Raw genomic sequence first — 15,335 nt, forward strand, 5'->3', positions numbered from 1 at the left:
GGTGAGCGGTTTATAGTCCCACCCCCCAAACGAAGTCAACACACCAATTTCAAAAAAATGAAGTTTCTTATAACTAACTGATTTATATGAGATATTTCATAAACAGCCTGTGAAGGGCCAAAAAGCCGGCGAATTAGCCGGTGCTTAACCCTTGGCGGGCCCCACAAGGCGCCCTTTCTCTAGGGGCCGGACAAATAGCCCCGGCGCCACGTTCATTTTCGCGTGGCGAGCAACCGCGACTCCACGTCCAGAAACCGCTTGTGCCCCAGATATCCGGCGCCGTCCTCAATATCGGCGGCGATGGCCGTCTTCAACGCTGTCACATCCTTTGCAGCAATCGCCTCCAAAGCCTGGACGTGGCGGTCGACACGGTAGCTTTCGTCGAGGTTCTCCGTCGCCTCGCGCATGAAGGGGCCAAGCCGTAGCCAGACGGATTCAATCAGCGGCAGAAGAACGGCAGACGAGCGGACTTCGTAGAGACAGCGGTGGAACGCGAAATTGGCTTCGATGCCCTGCTCGATATTGCCAGCCTTGTAGGCGACATCGATCTCGTCATCGAGTTGCTGCAGACGCGCCAGCCGCAGGTAGTCGATGAAGGGCAGGGCGCGCTCGGCGGCAACGGTCTCCAGAGCAATGCGGGCGGCAATGATCTCGTCGAATTTTTCCGGATCGATATCCGGCACCCGGACACGGCGGTTATCGAGATGCTCCAGCGCACCGTCAGCGACAAGCCTGTGCAGCGCCTCGCGGACCGGCATGGCGCTGACCTGCAGCATTTCGGCGATCCCCTGAATGGTCACCGGCAGCCCGGGCGGAAAACGGCCGGTCATGATGGCCTGACGCAGGCAGCGATAAACCCATTGCTTCATCGATTCCATTGGCAGCTTGCTGAGCGAAACCAGCCCGATCACATCCATCTGTTTCAAAAGCCCTGATCCTCCCCTGATTGATACTATCAATATGGATAATCCGAGACCCGGTCGAGGCGCGATTTTTCCGCCTACCACCATCGCCCGTGACCGAACCGTTTCCAATGCGATTGGTGGTCAGCTCGCGCCAGGTAACATCCCTTTGCAATTTGATCATATAATGGGTAAGAATGATCAAAATAACTATGAGCGTGCGACGTTCTTGATGTTCAGACGCGGGACGCCCGGCTCGGTTAAAACAGCTTTCCAACGAACGGCCGGATCGACGCCCGAAGGTGGCATCGCAACACACCCCTTGGCCGGGCACCCGCAATCGCCTGGCCAACGGCACAGAACTGGTGGACAATGATAGATGAGAATGAAGCCTCTGATTTCATAAATCGCAACCCTGACATCGAGGTGCTGGAAGCCTTCGTGATCGACGTCAACGGCGTGCCACGCGGCAAGTGGATTCCGCGCGACCGGGCGCTGGATGTGCTGATGAAAGGCATGGCCATTCCGCGCTCCGTCTATGCGCTCGACATCTGGGGACGCGATGTCACCGATGCCGGCCTGGCGGAGGGAACCGGCGATCCCAACCACCAACCGCTACCGACCAACTGGGACTATGCCCTGCAAAGTTTCGCACGGTCGGGTTTTGCCTATGCGACGCTCGGGCCGAAATACCGGTCGCTTTATACGGCCTGCAAGCGGCAGGAGCTTTCGGAGTTTTCCCTCAGAGTGACGGACGTCGAGTACGACGCCTACATCAGGACGGTCTGACATGAATATCGCTGATATCGCTTCCAAAAACGCCAATCCCGGTCATGCGCCGTCCTGGTACGCGGCCTCGGCAAACGACCGGCGGCTGCGGCCCATCCTGCAAGGCGAGACCTCGGCGGATGTCTGTGTCATCGGCGCAGGCTTTACCGGTATTTCGGCGGCGCTGGAACTGGCCGAGCGCGGCTTTTCCGTCGTGGTGCTCGAAGGCGAACGGATCGGTTACGGTGCTTCCGGGCGCAATGGCGGCCAGATCGTCAATGGTTATAGCCGCGACCTGGAGACGATCGCTAAGCGTTATGGGCCGGAAAAGGCCTCGAAACTGGCTGCTATGTCGCTGGAGGGCGGCAACATCATCCGCGAGCGCGTGGCTAAATACGCGATCGATTGTCATCTGGTCGATGGTGGGTTCTTCGCTGCTTTTACCGACAAGCAGATGCGCGAGATGGCGGACCACCGCGCGCATTGGCAGGCGCGCGGCCATGCCGGTCTCGACATGGTATCCAAGGCAGACGTTGGCAAATATGTCCGCAGCGGCCGCTACGCCGGTGGCATGATCGACCGGTTTGGCGGACATATCCATCCGCTCAATCTGGTACTGGGCGAGGCCGCAGCGGTCGAAAGCCTCGGCGGGCGTATTTTCGAAAGTTCGCGCGTGACCGGCGTCGATCAAGGACCATCTCCCGTCGTGCGCACCCGCACGGGGTCAGTGCGGGCGAAATATGTGCTTGTCTGCGGCAACGCTTATCTCGGTGAACTGCTGCCGGAGATCGGCGGCCGGATGATGCCGGTTTCAAGCCAGGTACTGGCGACGGAACCGCTTGAGGCCGGATTGATCGAAACCCTGCTGCCAGCCAACTACTGCGTCGAAGATGCCAATTACGTTCTCGATTACTATCGCCGCACCGCAGACAACCGGCTGCTATACGGTGGCGGCATCGGTTATGGCGGCCAGGATCCGAAGGATCTGACCGCCGTCATCCGGCCGAATATGTTGAAGACCTTTCCGCAACTGGCCAAAGTGAAGATCGATTATGCCTGGAGCGGCAATTTTGCCCTGACGCTGACGCGCATTCCGCATATGGGCAGACTGTCCGACACGGTCTATTTTTCCCATGGCGACAGCGGACATGGCGTCACCACCACGCATCTGCTCGGCAAGATTCTTGGCGAAGCGGTGGCTGGTCACGCCGAGCGGTACGACGTGTGGAGTTCGCTACCCAACCTTCCATTCCTCGGCGGCAAGACTTTTCGCGTGCCGTTCACCATGATCGGTGCCTGGTGGTATGGGCTGCGCGACAGGCTCGGTCTTTGACGCCAATCGAAGACGACGGCAAAACCGTATTGCCGCATCGGCAGCCGGCGGATATCGTCGGCATGGACAAGCAACCGGTTTCCGCGAAAGACCATCTTATGACGAAGGATGCAGTGCGCAGAGAGCATGAATTTGTTTCCACGCCATCGGCGCGGACGCTTCATGCCGAACTGATGCTGCTGTGTGCCCGTATCGGCTATTCCCCACCCGTGTCCATCTGACCTTGTTTCACCACACGCCAGAAAACCAAGGACACGATGATGACCCTTTCGAACCACAAATATTCCCTGCCGGAGTTGCAGGCGCAGGATGCTGCGCATTTTCTTCACCCATTCACCGACCACAAGGAACTGCGAGCCCAAGGATCGCGCATGATCGTACGCGGCGAAGGGGCCTTTATCTACGATAGCGAAGGCGGTGAACTTCTCGACGCGATGGCCGGGCTCTGGTGCGTCAACATCGGGTATGGCCGCGACGAACTGGCGGAAGTGGCAGCCGCACAGATGCGTGAACTGCCCTACTACAATGCCTTCTTCAAATGTGCGACGCCCGCCCCGGTGCAGCTGTCCGCCAAACTTGCCGAACTTGCACCGCCGAATATCAACCAGGTCTTCTACGGTTCGTCGGGTTCGGAATCGAACGATACCGCCGTTCGTCTCGTTCGCCATTATTGGGCGCTCGAGGGCAAGCCGGAAAAAAACATCATCATCTCCCGCAACAATGCCTATCATGGATCGACTGTCGCCGGCGCCTCGCTCGGCGGCATGAGCCATATGCACAAGCAGATGGGCGGCATGGTGCCCAACATCGTCCATGTGCTGGAACCTTATGCGTACGAGCTGGCTTTGCCGGGAGAGAGCGATGATGATTTTGGCCTGCGGGCGGCGCACGCCATCGAGGAAGCGATCCTTGCCGCCGGCGCCGACAAGGTTGCAGCCTTTATCGGCGAACCGATCATGGGGGCAGGGGGCGTACGGATACCGCCCGCAAGCTACTGGCCGGAAGTCCAGCGGATCTGCAGGAAATACGATATCCTCTTGATGCTCGATGAGGTCATTACCGGTTACGGCCGCACCGGCGAATGGTTCGCCGCCACCACCTTCGGCATCGAGGCCGACACGATCACGACCGCAAAGGCGCTGACCTCCGGCTATCAGCCGCTGTCGGCGCTCCTGGTCGGAGACCGGATTGCCAATACGCTGGTGGAAAAGGGCGGAGAATTCAACCACGGCTACACCTATTCCGGCCACCCCGTGTGCTGCGCGGTCGCCTTGAAGAACCTGGAAATCATCGACAACGAGGGCCTTGTCGAGCGGGTCCGGACCGATACCGGCCCCTATCTTGCCAAGGAACTGGCCAGACGGCTGAACGCTCATCCGCTGGTCGGGCAGACACGGTCGATCGGGCTGATGGGAGCGGTCGAAATTGTCCGGGACAAGGCTGAACGGACGCGGTTCAAACCGGACGGATCCGCCGCGATCAAAGTCCGGGATCACGCCGTCCGGAACGGCTTGATGATCCGTGCCACGGGCGACACCCTCATCATGTCACCGCCACTGGTCTGGACCCGCGAAACAATCGACCTCGCCTTAAATCGCCTGCTGGTGGCTCTTGACCTTGCCGAAGCCGATCTGGCTCCGCTTCGATAGAAACTGAACCGGCCGCTGCCAAACCCGATGGCGAGGCTGCGGCCGTTATCAGCGTCTCGATCTGTATGCAGCATCGGCCAAACGCCGCTCAATGCGGCGCACCTTGCTCAATCGTTTCCAAGCGCAAGTCGCGCTCAAAAAAGGATATTTCGATGCACTCGCACCTCCCATCGAAAAAAGCACTCGTCCCGTTTGTCAGCGTCGCCAACATGATGCGCCTTGTTCATGCTGTTGGTATCGAGACCGTGATGGTGGAATTGGCTGATGTGATCGAAGCCGATTTCCGGCGGTGGGATTTGTTCGACAAGACGCCCCGCATTGCCTCGCATTCCAAGGAAGGCGTCATCGAACTGATGCCGACCTCGGACGGCGATATCTACAGCTTCAAATATGTCAACGGCCATCCGAAGAACATGGCGCAGGGTCTACAGACAGTCACGGCTTTCGGGCTGCTGGCGGAAGTTTCCACCGGCTATCCCGTCCTGTTGACCGAGATGACGCTGCTGACGGCGCTTCGCACGGCCGCCACCTCGGCAATGGTCGCCAGGCATCTTGCGCCGAAGGGCGCACGCACCATGGCCATCATCGGCAACGGCGCACAGGCGGAGTTTCAGGCGCTGGCGTTCAAAGCGGTGTGCGGTATCGACCATGTGCAACTCTACGACATCGACCCGCTGGCAACGTCAAAGGCCGTGCGCAACCTCGCTCACTCGGGCTTGAAGGTGACCGCCTGCACCTCGTCGCAAGCTGCGATCGAAGGCGCCGGCATCATCACCACCTGCACGGCCGACAAGCAGTTTGCCACCATTCTGACAGACAACATGGTTGGTGCTGGGGTCCATATCAACGCCGTCGGCGGTGATTGTCCGGGCAAGACCGAACTGCATCACGACATTCTCAGCCGTGCCGACACGTTTGTGGAATTCACGCCGCAGACGCGCATCGAGGGAGAGATACAGCAGATGCCGCCCGAATATCCGGTAACCGAGATGTGGAAGGTTGTTAACGGTGAGGCCATCGGCCGCCGTGACCCCGCCCAGATCACGCTGTTCGACAGCGTCGGATTTGCAATCGAGGATTTTTCAGCGCTGCGATATATCCGCAGCAAGTTGAATGGAACGGGATTTTACCAGGACCTCGACATGATCGCCGACCCTGATGATCCACGCGACCTTTTCGGCATGCTGCAGCGGTCGGAGAAAGAATAGGGGCATCGACCGGCCCGGACGCCCGTTTGTTCGGCATGAGGGGCGCCACAACCGGCGCCCCTCAATCAAGAGGCTCATCTACCGCTGCGAACGGCGTCGATAAGCTTTCGGCAGGCGGCCGGAAGGTCGGCCTTTTCACGCAACAGAGCGCCACCGATCAGATACATCACGGTATCGCCATAGGCATCGCGCATTTCCGGCACGCGCTCAAAGGTCATGCCGCCGCCGGGAGCGGGCAGGATTGGCTTCAGCCCGCCGAGATCGCTGGTGCAGCCATCGACGATCGCCAGGCATTCCTCGCGGGAAAAGCTGAAGCGGCCACCGAAATTCGGATAGATCACCGCGTCAACGCCCATCAATCGCTGTAGGATGCCGTAGAAGAAGCGATGGGAAAAGCCCGTGGTCGGCGTAATGACATTGGTGCCGCCGAACGTCGGATGGGAGACGATCGGCAGGCCGAAATCAGGGTTCGAGGCCAAAGCGCGCGATACGTCGAAGCCGACCAGGGATGGCGCCAGCATGACACCACCGGCTCCCATCTCCTTGGCCATGAAGGCGCGCTCGAATATCTGGTCGGACGGACCGGTGATGTTGGGCACATAGGTGGTCGCAAAGCCGGTTTTTGCATTGGCGTCGCCGATGGCATCGGTGCAGGCTTTCACACGCTCGGCAAACGGCGATGTCTTCTGGTTGGCAAGACCATGGTCGTCTTTCACGTAGTCCATTCCGCCCAAAGCAAACTGACGGGCGAGCCCGGCAAGTTCGGCTGTGGAGAGGCCGACCGGCTTGATGGCCGACATCAGGATCGGCCCCTGTTTGACACCGGTGCGCTCGCGCAGCCCCGGTATTCCGAACCGGGGACCGGATACCAGCTTGATGATCGCGGGCGACAGCGTCATCGTCTCGACCCGGGTCTGTGTCCGGATCGAGGAATTGCCAAAGACGATGTTCAGCAGTTGCGGAAAATCGTCACCGATATCATCTTCGCTATAGGAGATTTCCGTGAGGAACCCGCCACGTGTATCGGTGCAGGGCAGGACGCTTTCGATCTGCCCGAGAATCTCGTCCTCGATGTAACCGGCCGGTACGATATCGCGCGGAATTTCGACCGTCTGCTCGACGGCAATCTCCAGAGCACGGGCGCGGGCTTCCGCCTCTGTCCCGACGCCGATCCAGTAGGTAACGAAAAAGCGATCCATTACAGGGCCTCCGCCTTCTGGGCCGAATGCACCGTATCGATGCGAACCGCCTCCAGCTCGGCGTCGCCGATGTCGAGATCCTTGCCGAGAAGTTGGCCGATTGCCGAGACCAGCGCACTCGCATCGAGCCCGTATTTCTTCATCAGGTATGGTTTGGAAGCGCCATGGGCGAAGGTATCCTGCAGGCCGAGGCGCCGCAGTTTGATGCCGAGGCCTTCTTCCGCGAGGATTTCCGCGACCAGCGAACCGAGGCCGCCATTGATGGTGTGGTTCTCCAGCGTGACCACGCCCTTCTTGCCACGTGCTGCCTTGATCAGGCCTTCGCGGTCGAAGGGCTTTAGCGTCGAAACGTGCAGATGATGGACGCCGATACCGCGCGCCTTCAGCGGCTCGGCGGCACGCAGTGCCTCTTCGGTGCAAACACCTGATGTCACGACCAGCACATCATCGCCTTCGCTGAGCGTGCGCAGCTTGTTGAATTCGAACGGTGTCGAAAACAATCGTGGCACTTCGCCGCGCAGCACGCGGGCATAGACCGGGCCATCGATGCTGTCGGCAACTTCAAGCACGGTTTCGACTTCGGTGGCGTCACCGCATTCGAGGATCGTCATGTTGGGGATGGCGCGCATCACCGAGATGTCCTCGATCGCCTGATGGGTGATGCCGCCCGGCGTGGTGATACCCGGCAGGAAACCCATCAATCGAACCTGGCGATTGGAGTAGGCGATCGAGTTGATCAGTTGGTCATAGGGGCGGCGGTAGAGAAAGACCGAAAACGTATGCAGGAACGGTCTGAAACCCTGCATGGCGAGGCCGCCGGCAAAGGACAGCATGTTCTGTTCGGCCATGCCCAGCGACAGGAACTGGTCCGGGTGCCGGTCGCGGAAGCCATCGACCTCGCAGGACGAGGTGAGGTCTGCCGACAGGCAGAGAATATCCGGACGTGCGGTCGCGAAGGTTTCGAAAGCCTTGGCATAGGGACGGTTGACGATTTCGACCATGATCAGGCCCTCGCAATTTCGGCTTCATCGACACCAAGTTCGGCGGCAATGGCGGTCTGCATTTCCCGGCGTTCATCCGCCGATTTGAAACGGACGTAGTGCAGGCGCGGGAAGCGCTTCTTCAGGAATTCCATGCCCTGGTAGGGTGACGTGTTGGCAAGGATGATCAACGGCTTGCCCGGCTCGGCACTATCGGCGGCAGCGCGCATGGCCCCCAGATCATGCCCGTCGATCGAGCGGCAGGTGACGCCGAAGGAAGCAACTCGGGCAGCAAGATCGCCAAGATCAAGAACCGACGACATTGCGCCGTCGCATTGCTGGCGATTGACGTCGACGATAACGCGGACGTTGTCGATGCCGTGATAGGCCATTGCCGCTAGGCATTCCCAGGTCTGTCCTTCCTGGAACTCACCGTCCGACATATAGACCCAGACCTTGCCGGGCTCGCCCTTGCGCTTGCGCGCCCAGGCGATACCAGCGGCCATCGATAGCCCCTGCGCCAGCGAGCCGGTGGTCACTTCCATGCCGGGACTGTGTTCGGCACCAATCATTTCGACCGACCCGCCATCGACATTGAAATGGTCGAGTGCATGTTCGTCCATGCGGCCGACCTGAATTAGCGCCGAATAGATCACCAGCGCATAATGGGCTGGCGAGATGATCAGCCGGTCGAATTCCGGCGCAAACGGGCCGTGATAGCCGGCGCCGGTAAATGCGTCCGGGTTGGTGGCAGACGGCACGCCGCCAAACGGCAGCGGCACCTTCGGCAATGTCGGTTCGCCGAGTGTCAGGGCCTCGTTGTAGAGAAAGGCAAGGCTTTCGGCAGCCGAACAGGCCTGGCTGAGATAGCCGCCATTGTTGCGCATCGTGTGAAGAAAGACACGCTTGCGAATACCGGCGGCGACATCTTCGGTGGACTGCTGGTTGGAGAGGTTCATGGCTCAGCTCCGTTCCGGAAACAGGGCTTTCAACCCTTGAGGCGAGGCATCGGCAATGCCGCGCTCGGTAATCAGGCCGGTGATCAACCGGGCCGGGGTAACGTCGAAGGCCGGATTGGCGGCAGGGCTGCCCTCCGGCGAGATGCGCACCGTGGCAATGGAGCCATCGACGGCGCGGCCCTGAACGAAGGTTACTTCCTCGCTGTTGCGCTCCTCGATCGGGATTTCCCTGACGCCATCATGCACGGTCCAGTCGATCGTGGGAGAGGGCAGGGCGACATAGAAGGGAACGCCGTTATCCTTGGCGGCAAGTGCTTTCAAATAGGTGCCGATCTTGTTGCAGACATCGCCATCGGCTGTGGTGCGGTCGGTGCCGACGATCACCATGTCGATCTGGCCATGCTGCATCAGGTGGCCGCCGGCATTGTCGACGATCAGCGTATGCGGGACGCCATGGCCGTTCAGCTCCCAGGCGGTCAGCTGTGCGCCCTGGTTGCGCGGGCGCGTCTCATCCACGTAAACATGGACCGGAATGCCTTCTTCCGTTGCCATATAGATTGGCGCGGTGGCCGTGCCATAATCGACGGTTGCCAGCCAACCGGCGTTGCAATGGGTGAGAATGTTGACGGGTTCGCCCGGCTTCTTGCGCGCCGCGATTTCGCGGATGACCTTCAGTCCATTAGCGCCGATGCTGCGGTTCAGCTGTACATCTTCCTCGGCAATTTCGGCTGCACGGCGATAGGCTGCAGCAGCACGTTCCGGAACCGGTACTTTCCGAAGTCCGTTGCGCATCTCGTCCAGCGCCCAGCGCAGGTTGATCGCGGTCGGCCGTGTCTCGTGTAGCACGTCCCAAACAGCATCCAGCGCTACATCGCTGCCGTCGTCCTGCATGGCGATGGCGACACCATAGGCGGCAGTGACCCCGATCAGCGGTGCGCCACGCACCCACATGTCGCGGATGGCAACGGCGACATCATCGACGGTCTTGAGCGTGACGACCCGGAATTCGTGCGGCAGCCAGCGCTGGTCGATGATGTCGACCGACCGGCCATCCTCGTTGAGCCAGATGGTATGGTAATGGCGATCTCCGACGTTCAAATGACTGTCTCCTTCTCGAGGCGTTCCGCAAGCGCATTGATCTCGGCAATGCTGTGGATGCGGCGCCGATTGACGGCTAGATGGCGCCCGAGCTTGAGCGCCTTGGTTTCGCAGCGTGCCCGGACATCCGGGTCTTCGATGGTTTCAAAATCGGCATTATGGGCAAGGCCGAGAATGCGGCGGTGCATCTCGATTCCGGCAAAGCCGAGCATGTCGGTCCACAATGTCTGCAGCACCTCATTCAGCGCCTGTTCCGATCCCAGGTGATCGCCCTGGTCTTCGAACAATGTGCGTTGATAAAGGATGCCCGTACGCTCGGTGCGCCAGAGATGCGAAAACTCGGTGCGGAAGGTCTCCCAGATCTCGACGATCACACCAAGAAGGTAGCTCCGCATGTCTTCGCGGCTACCGTCGTGTTCGTGACCGGACTGCGAAAAGTAGCTCATCCAGAAATTCGACAGCAGCATGCCGACATCGAGAGCCATCGGTCCATAGAAAGCAAATTCCGGATCGATGACTTTCGTTTCAGTCTCGATCACCATGACCGAGCCGGTATGAAGATCACCGTGCAGGAGTGTTTCGGCATTGGCCGTAAAGAGATGTTTCAGCCGCTGCGCTTCGACCTTGAGGTCGCGGTCAGCGCGGAGTTGAGCAACGATCCCATCAAGCTGGGGCGTGGTGAAATGATTGAGCTTGGCGTCGAAATACGGGTCGGAAAAGACCAGGTTTTCGGTGATATCGCAAAGCTCGATATTATCGGCAAACAGCGCCAGGTCTTCCTTGCGCTTGCGTGCTTCCATCGACAGATCGGAGCCGCGGAACAGCGTGCGGGCCAGAAACAGGCCAAGGTCCCGGGAAATCTTCGGCAGTTGTCGCCCGTCGATTAGAGCCCGGCGCAGGATCACATGCGGCGTCAGGAACTCCATGACGATGATCGCCTGTTCGCGGTCGAAATAAAGAACCTCCGGCACCATGCCGGGATCGCGTTCCGCCTCGCGCTTCAGCGCATGATATTCGAAATAAGAGCGCTTCAGTGGCAGCGGCCAGCTCTCGCCGACAAGGCGCACATAAGGCAGCGCCTGCTTGACGATAACGCTGCCGGCGTCGCCGTCGACGATGAAAACGAGATTGAGATTGCCGTCGCCGACTTCACGCACTTTCCAGCGCGTACTCTCTGTACCGATCCTGCCGGCCAGGGCCGCGTTGCTGCCCAGCCGCTGCGGCAAGGTCTCGGGCGTCAGCGCTTCGAAATTGTTCGTACTCATGATTCCTCCTCTCCATCGGAGCGGCGCGCCGGGCAGAAAAACACCTGGCACTCTCCTCGTTCCGCTCCCGGCGTCATGCGTCTCCACACGCAGTCACGCCGTCCTTTCTCTTTTGGTAAGCCACCATTCTGTCAAATGTCAATGGGCTTGACATTTGATTAGATGGCAGCCTAACCTGTTGATCAGGGAGGAGCAGATGATACAGGAACACGTTTTCCGTATTGAGGGTCTGCGCAAATCGTTCGGTCCAATCCAGGTGCTGGGTGGGGTCGATCTGAATTTGCGTACCGGGGCCGTCACGGTGCTGATGGGCGCCAACGGAGCAGGAAAATCGACACTGGTGAGGATCGTCAGCGGCGTCTATGAACGCGACGCCGGAACAATCACGCTCGCCGGTCAGCCTTATGCGCCGGCAACGCCCGCAGAAGCCATCCGGTCCGGTGTCGTCACCGTGCACCAGAACATCAATGATGGTGTCGTCGCCGATCTGGATGTCGCTACCAACCTGACGCTCGACCGATTGAACGGCCGTGGCGCCCACCTCATTTTCAATCCCCGCCGCGTTCGCCGCGAGGCGCAGGCCGTCGCCGACCGCATGGGGCTAGCCATCGATCTCAACGCCACGGTCGCCGATCTTTCACTGGCCGACCGCCAGATGGTGTCGATCGCCCGTGCCATGGCGCACGAACCCAAGGTACTCATTCTCGATGAGCCGACCTCGTCGCTGTCGAGTGCAGAAGCTGACCGGCTGTTCGAACTTGTCGACCGCTTGCGCGCCCGTGGCGTTGCCATCCTTTATATTTCACACCGCATGTCCGACATCCGCCGGCTCGCCGACAGCATCGTCTCCTTGCGGGATGGCCGCATTGCCGGGCTGTTTGAGGGCGACAATCTCGATTACGAAGGCGCGGTCAACGCCATGCTCGGGCAGAAAATCAACCTGAGCAACATCGTCGTGCGCGATGGCACAGCTCCCGTTTTCAAGGCAGAGAAGCTGACGATCGCGCGAGGCGCAAAACCGTTCTCGATGACGCTGGGCGATGGCGAAGTGGTGGCGGTCACCGGGCTTGTCGGTGTCGGCAAAACCGCCTTGGCCGAAACCCTGTTCGGTGCCCGCGTACCGGTCTCGGGCTCGATGACGCTTGATGGCAGCGCCTATGCGCCAAAGTCAACGCGGGCAGCAATCGATCAGGGTGTCTTCCTCGTCGCCAAGGATCGCGGTGACAGCGGCATCGTTCCAGATTTCAACATCTATGAAAATGTCAGCCTGCCGTTTCTGAAGCGGATTTCGAATTTCGGCATTTCCAATCGCCGAGCCGAACGCACGCAGGCACGGCAGCAGATTTCAGCGCTCGGCATCGTCTGCCGCACCGAACGCGACGAGATGAACACGTTGTCAGGCGGCAACCAGCAGAAGGTCATGGTCGGCCGGTGGCTCAGCCAGGCGTCACGCCTGCTCATTCTCGACGAGCCATTCCAGGGCGTCGATATTTCCGCGCGCCGGGACATCGCCGCCAAGCTGAGGGCTTCGGCTTCAGGCCGCGCCACCATCGTTTTCCTGACCGAGCTTGATGAAGCCTTCGAGATCGCCGACCGTATTCTGGTGATGTCGGAGCATACGCTGGTCGGCGAGCACCGCAACGCCGACGTCAACGTCGATAGACTTCTGGCCGAAATTGCCGGCCAACATGAAATGGTACTTTAGACATGAGCATTGAACAGACGACCGCCAGTCCATCCACCCACAAGGCCGCACCAGTGGCGGCAACGCTGACGCCGCGCGAAATCGCCATCAAATATGGCTTCATCACGCTGCTCTTCGGCATGATCCTCTATTTCTGCATCATGACCAGCGGCTTTGCCTCGCCGCAGAGCGCGGTCTTCATCTTCCAGTCGGTATCGATCACCGGCATCCTGGCGCTCGGCGTGACCGCCACACTGGTGGTCGGCGGCTTTGATCTGTCGATCGGATCGGTCGCCACCACTGCGATGATGGCGTCGTCCTACGTCATGGTGGTAATGGGGGGCGACGCGTTGACCGCAACGCTTGTCTGCCTTGCCATCGGCGTCCTCGTCGGTCTGATCAACGGTTTCCTGATCGTCTACATGCGCGTGCCGGACCTTCTGGCGACGCTCGGCATGATGTTCCTGCTGGTCGGCCTGCAGCGTATTCCGACAGAAGGCCGCTCGATCGCCACCGGCATGAGCATGCCGGACGGATCGACGGCCACTGGCACCTTCAGCCCCGCCTTCCTGGCGCTTGGCCGTCACCGTTTCGATTTCATCCTGCCCAATCTGGTGCCGGTGTCGGTCGTGGTGCTGATCGTTCTCGCCATCCTCATCTGGTTCTTCCTGGAATATACCCGCTTCGGCCGGATGATGTATGCGGTTGGCTCCAATGAGCGAGCCGCTGGCCTCGCGGGCGCACCGGTCAATGCCTACAAGATCTGGGCCTACATCATTTCCGGCGTCTTTGCCTCGATCGGCGGCATTCTTTTGGCCGCACGTCTCGGTCGTGGGGACATCGCATCGGGCAACAATCTTCTGCTGGATTCCGTCGCCGCTGCCCTGATCGGCTTTGCCGTCCTTGGCGCTGCCAAGCCGAATGCGTTCGGCACCGCCATCGGTGCGCTGTTCGTCGGCGTGCTCTTGCAGGGCCTGACGATGATGAACGCACCCTATTACACCCAGGACTTCGTCAAGGGCTTCGTGCTCGTCATTGCCCTGGTGTTCACCTTTGCGCTCTCGAGGAGGGGCAAACGCTGAGGAGCAAAGCTCCGTGCGGGACTGCAAATCAAACAACAAGTCTATTGTGGAGGAGACCCTTATGACTTTTACACGGAGAACTTTTTCAAAACTGACGCTTGGGATAATGGCCGCAACGGCGCTGGGAGGCGTGTCATTTGCGGCCGATATGCCCGCGCCATTCGACAAGCCCGGTGACGTCAAGATCGCCCTCGTGCGTTATCTGTCGACGGGTGACTTCTTCCAGTCCTATCTGGCTGGCGTTGAATCACAGGCCAAGGCGCTCGGCGTCGACCTGCGCGTGCTCGACAGCCGCCAGGATGCGGCTCTGCAGGCCGACATGGTCGATCAGGCGATCGCGCTTGGCGTTCAGGGTATCATCATCCAGCACGGCCTGACGGAATCCATGAAGGAAGCAGCCCAGCGTGCCGTGGACGCCGGTATCAAGGTCGTCGCCTTCGACGTCAATGTCGAGAACGAGAAGATCCCGCAGGTCGAGCAGTCCGACCGCGACCTCGCCCGTCTGGCACTGGAGCAGGCCGTCAAGGACAATGGTGAGAGCTGGAAGGCCGGCTATGTCTACGTCGCCGGTATTGCGCCGCTCGACCGCCGTGACGAGACCTGGAAGGAATTCAAGAAGAAGTATTCGGGCATCAATGAAGCCGCCATGTTCGGCACAATGGATAACCCGATTGCCAACTCGGTCGCCAACCAGGCGCGTTCGGTCATTTCCGCCAATCCGGACATCACCGTCATGTTCGCGCCTTACGACGAATTCGCCAAGGGTGTGAAGATTGCCGTCGACGAAGCCGGCATGTCGTCGAGCGTCAAGATCTACTCAGCCGACATCTCGACCTCCGATATCGCCGCGATGCGCGAACCGGACAGCGCCTGGGCAGCAACCGCCGCCACCAATCCGGCTGTTGTCGGCCAGGTCTCCGTGCGCACGCTGGCGATGATGCTGGCCGGCGAAGATCCGGGCCGCAGTGTCATCGTACCACCGACGCTGATCACTCAGAAGGACCTCAACGACAACGACATCAAGAACATGGAAGAACTCGGCGCCAAGCTGCCGCAGTTTGCCCATGCCGACGTTGCCATGCCCGCATGGATGCCCAATCCCAACGCCAAGTAAGAGACCGCTTGGCGAACTTCAGGGCGGCCCTCGGGTCGCCCTTTTTTGTTCGGTGAAGAGTGTTCGGCCTGCCAATTGCATGCGATATACATTT

The 15,335-nt window shown here is 60.0% G+C and carries 14 protein-coding genes and 1 pseudogene; 9 read left to right on the plus strand and 6 right to left on the minus strand.

Translation table 11 applies throughout. The annotated features are described in order from the left end of the window. Positions 1-212: 212 nt before the first annotated feature. Positions 213-917 carry a GntR family transcriptional regulator gene (locus ASC96_RS12730; protein ID WP_060503428.1) on the minus strand — a complete coding sequence of 235 codons (705 nt, stop codon included), beginning with the start codon at positions 915-917 and terminating at the stop codon, positions 213-215. A gap of 357 nt (positions 918-1,274) precedes the next feature. Here ASC96_RS12730 and ASC96_RS34370 point away from each other — a divergent pair. From ASC96_RS34370 to ASC96_RS12755, 6 genes and pseudogenes are all read left to right on the plus strand, one after another. Beyond that, positions 1,275-1,508, plus strand: a pseudogene (locus ASC96_RS34370) (glutamine synthetase); the annotation flags it as partial. Positions 1,509-1,541: 33 nt separating this feature from the next. Further along, complete coding sequence (locus ASC96_RS34375) at positions 1,542-1,691, plus strand: hypothetical protein (protein ID WP_348270801.1); 150 nt, start codon at positions 1,542-1,544, stop codon at positions 1,689-1,691. Positions 1,692-1,698: 7 nt separating this feature from the next. Continuing rightward, positions 1,699-3,003, plus strand: a complete 1,305-nt coding sequence (locus tag ASC96_RS12740) for an FAD-binding oxidoreductase (protein ID WP_210171865.1) — start codon at positions 1,699-1,701, stop codon at positions 3,001-3,003. Positions 3,004-3,065: 62 nt separating this feature from the next. Continuing rightward, positions 3,066-3,224, plus strand: coding sequence for a hypothetical protein (locus ASC96_RS12745; RefSeq protein WP_156393911.1), 159 nt, complete (start codon positions 3,066-3,068; stop codon positions 3,222-3,224). 39 nt (positions 3,225-3,263) lie between these two features. Beyond that, a complete protein-coding gene (locus tag ASC96_RS12750) occupies positions 3,264-4,652 on the plus strand; it encodes an aspartate aminotransferase family protein (protein WP_060503490.1) in 1,389 nt (462 codons plus the stop codon). A 152-nt stretch (positions 4,653-4,804) separates the two neighbouring features. Continuing rightward, positions 4,805-5,860: an ornithine cyclodeaminase gene (locus ASC96_RS12755; RefSeq protein ID WP_060503432.1), complete on the plus strand. Its 1,056-nt coding sequence runs from the start codon at positions 4,805-4,807 to the stop codon at positions 5,858-5,860. Positions 5,861-5,934: 74 nt separating this feature from the next. Here the strand turns inward: ASC96_RS12755 and ASC96_RS12760 are convergent, their stop codons facing one another. Genes ASC96_RS12760 through mtnK form a run of 5 tightly spaced genes read right to left on the minus strand, consistent with a single transcriptional unit; the run spans position 5,935 to position 11,361 of the window. After that, on the minus strand, positions 5,935-7,059 hold the full coding sequence (locus ASC96_RS12760; protein ID WP_060503433.1) for a RuBisCO large subunit C-terminal-like domain-containing protein: 1,125 nt from the start codon (positions 7,057-7,059) through the stop codon (positions 5,935-5,937). Further along, entirely contained in the window at positions 7,059-8,060 is a 1,002-nt protein-coding gene (locus ASC96_RS12765) for a transketolase C-terminal domain-containing protein (RefSeq protein WP_060503434.1), read from the minus strand. The genes ASC96_RS12760 and ASC96_RS12765 overlap by 1 nt, the downstream gene beginning before the upstream one ends. Before the next feature lie 2 nt (positions 8,061-8,062). Further along, positions 8,063-8,998: a 1-deoxy-D-xylulose-5-phosphate synthase N-terminal domain-containing protein gene (locus ASC96_RS12770; protein ID WP_060503435.1), complete on the minus strand. Its 936-nt coding sequence runs from the start codon at positions 8,996-8,998 to the stop codon at positions 8,063-8,065. A gap of 3 nt (positions 8,999-9,001) precedes the next feature. Then, the gene (gene mtnA, locus ASC96_RS12775; protein ID WP_060503436.1) at positions 9,002-10,096 is read right to left on the minus strand and encodes an S-methyl-5-thioribose-1-phosphate isomerase; all 1,095 of its coding nucleotides are present in this window, start codon (positions 10,094-10,096) and stop codon (positions 9,002-9,004) included. Then, entirely contained in the window at positions 10,093-11,361 is a 1,269-nt protein-coding gene (mtnK, locus tag ASC96_RS12780; RefSeq protein WP_060503437.1) for an S-methyl-5-thioribose kinase, read from the minus strand. The genes mtnA and mtnK overlap by 4 nt, the downstream gene beginning before the upstream one ends. Before the next feature lie 196 nt (positions 11,362-11,557). Between mtnK and ASC96_RS12785 the strand changes: the two genes are divergently transcribed. The 3 genes from ASC96_RS12785 to ASC96_RS12795 all read left to right on the plus strand — a co-directional run bounded on the left by ASC96_RS12785 (position 11,558) and on the right by ASC96_RS12795 (position 15,241). Next, positions 11,558-13,066 carry a sugar ABC transporter ATP-binding protein gene (locus tag ASC96_RS12785; RefSeq protein WP_060503438.1) on the plus strand — a complete coding sequence of 503 codons (1,509 nt, stop codon included), beginning with the start codon at positions 11,558-11,560 and terminating at the stop codon, positions 13,064-13,066. 2 nt (positions 13,067-13,068) lie between these two features. After that, a complete protein-coding gene (locus tag ASC96_RS12790) occupies positions 13,069-14,127 on the plus strand; it encodes an ABC transporter permease (protein ID WP_112834658.1) in 1,059 nt (352 codons plus the stop codon). 61 nt (positions 14,128-14,188) lie between these two features. After that, positions 14,189-15,241 (plus strand): substrate-binding domain-containing protein, encoded by a 1,053-nt coding sequence (locus tag ASC96_RS12795; protein ID WP_060503439.1) that lies wholly within the window; start codon positions 14,189-14,191, stop codon positions 15,239-15,241. Positions 15,242-15,335: the final 94 nt, after the last annotated feature.

This window comes from Rhizobium sp. Root1204 (assembly GCF_001424965.1).
Taxonomy (GTDB): Bacteria; Pseudomonadota; Alphaproteobacteria; order Rhizobiales; family Rhizobiaceae; genus Pararhizobium.

Coding starts and splice junctions, on each gene's coding strand:
- ASC96_RS12730 (WP_060503428.1), bottom strand. CDS start 917: ATGGATGTGATCGGGCTGGTTTCGCTCAGCAAGCTGCCAATGGAATCG.
- ASC96_RS12745 (WP_156393911.1), top strand. CDS start 3,066: ATGGACAAGCAACCGGTTTCCGCGAAAGACCATCTTATGACGAAGGAT.
- ASC96_RS12750 (WP_060503490.1), top strand. CDS start 3,264: ATGACCCTTTCGAACCACAAATATTCCCTGCCGGAGTTGCAGGCGCAG.
- ASC96_RS12755 (WP_060503432.1), top strand. CDS start 4,805: ATGCACTCGCACCTCCCATCGAAAAAAGCACTCGTCCCGTTTGTCAGC.
- ASC96_RS12760 (WP_060503433.1), bottom strand. CDS start 7,059: ATGGATCGCTTTTTCGTTACCTACTGGATCGGCGTCGGGACAGAGGCG.
- ASC96_RS12765 (WP_060503434.1), bottom strand. CDS start 8,060: ATGGTCGAAATCGTCAACCGTCCCTATGCCAAGGCTTTCGAAACCTTC.
- ASC96_RS12770 (WP_060503435.1), bottom strand. CDS start 8,998: ATGAACCTCTCCAACCAGCAGTCCACCGAAGATGTCGCCGCCGGTATT.
- mtnK (WP_060503437.1), bottom strand. CDS start 11,361: ATGAGTACGAACAATTTCGAAGCGCTGACGCCCGAGACCTTGCCGCAG.
- ASC96_RS12785 (WP_060503438.1), top strand. CDS start 11,558: ATGATACAGGAACACGTTTTCCGTATTGAGGGTCTGCGCAAATCGTTC.
- ASC96_RS12790 (WP_112834658.1), top strand. CDS start 13,069: ATGAGCATTGAACAGACGACCGCCAGTCCATCCACCCACAAGGCCGCA.
- ASC96_RS12795 (WP_060503439.1), top strand. CDS start 14,189: ATGACTTTTACACGGAGAACTTTTTCAAAACTGACGCTTGGGATAATG.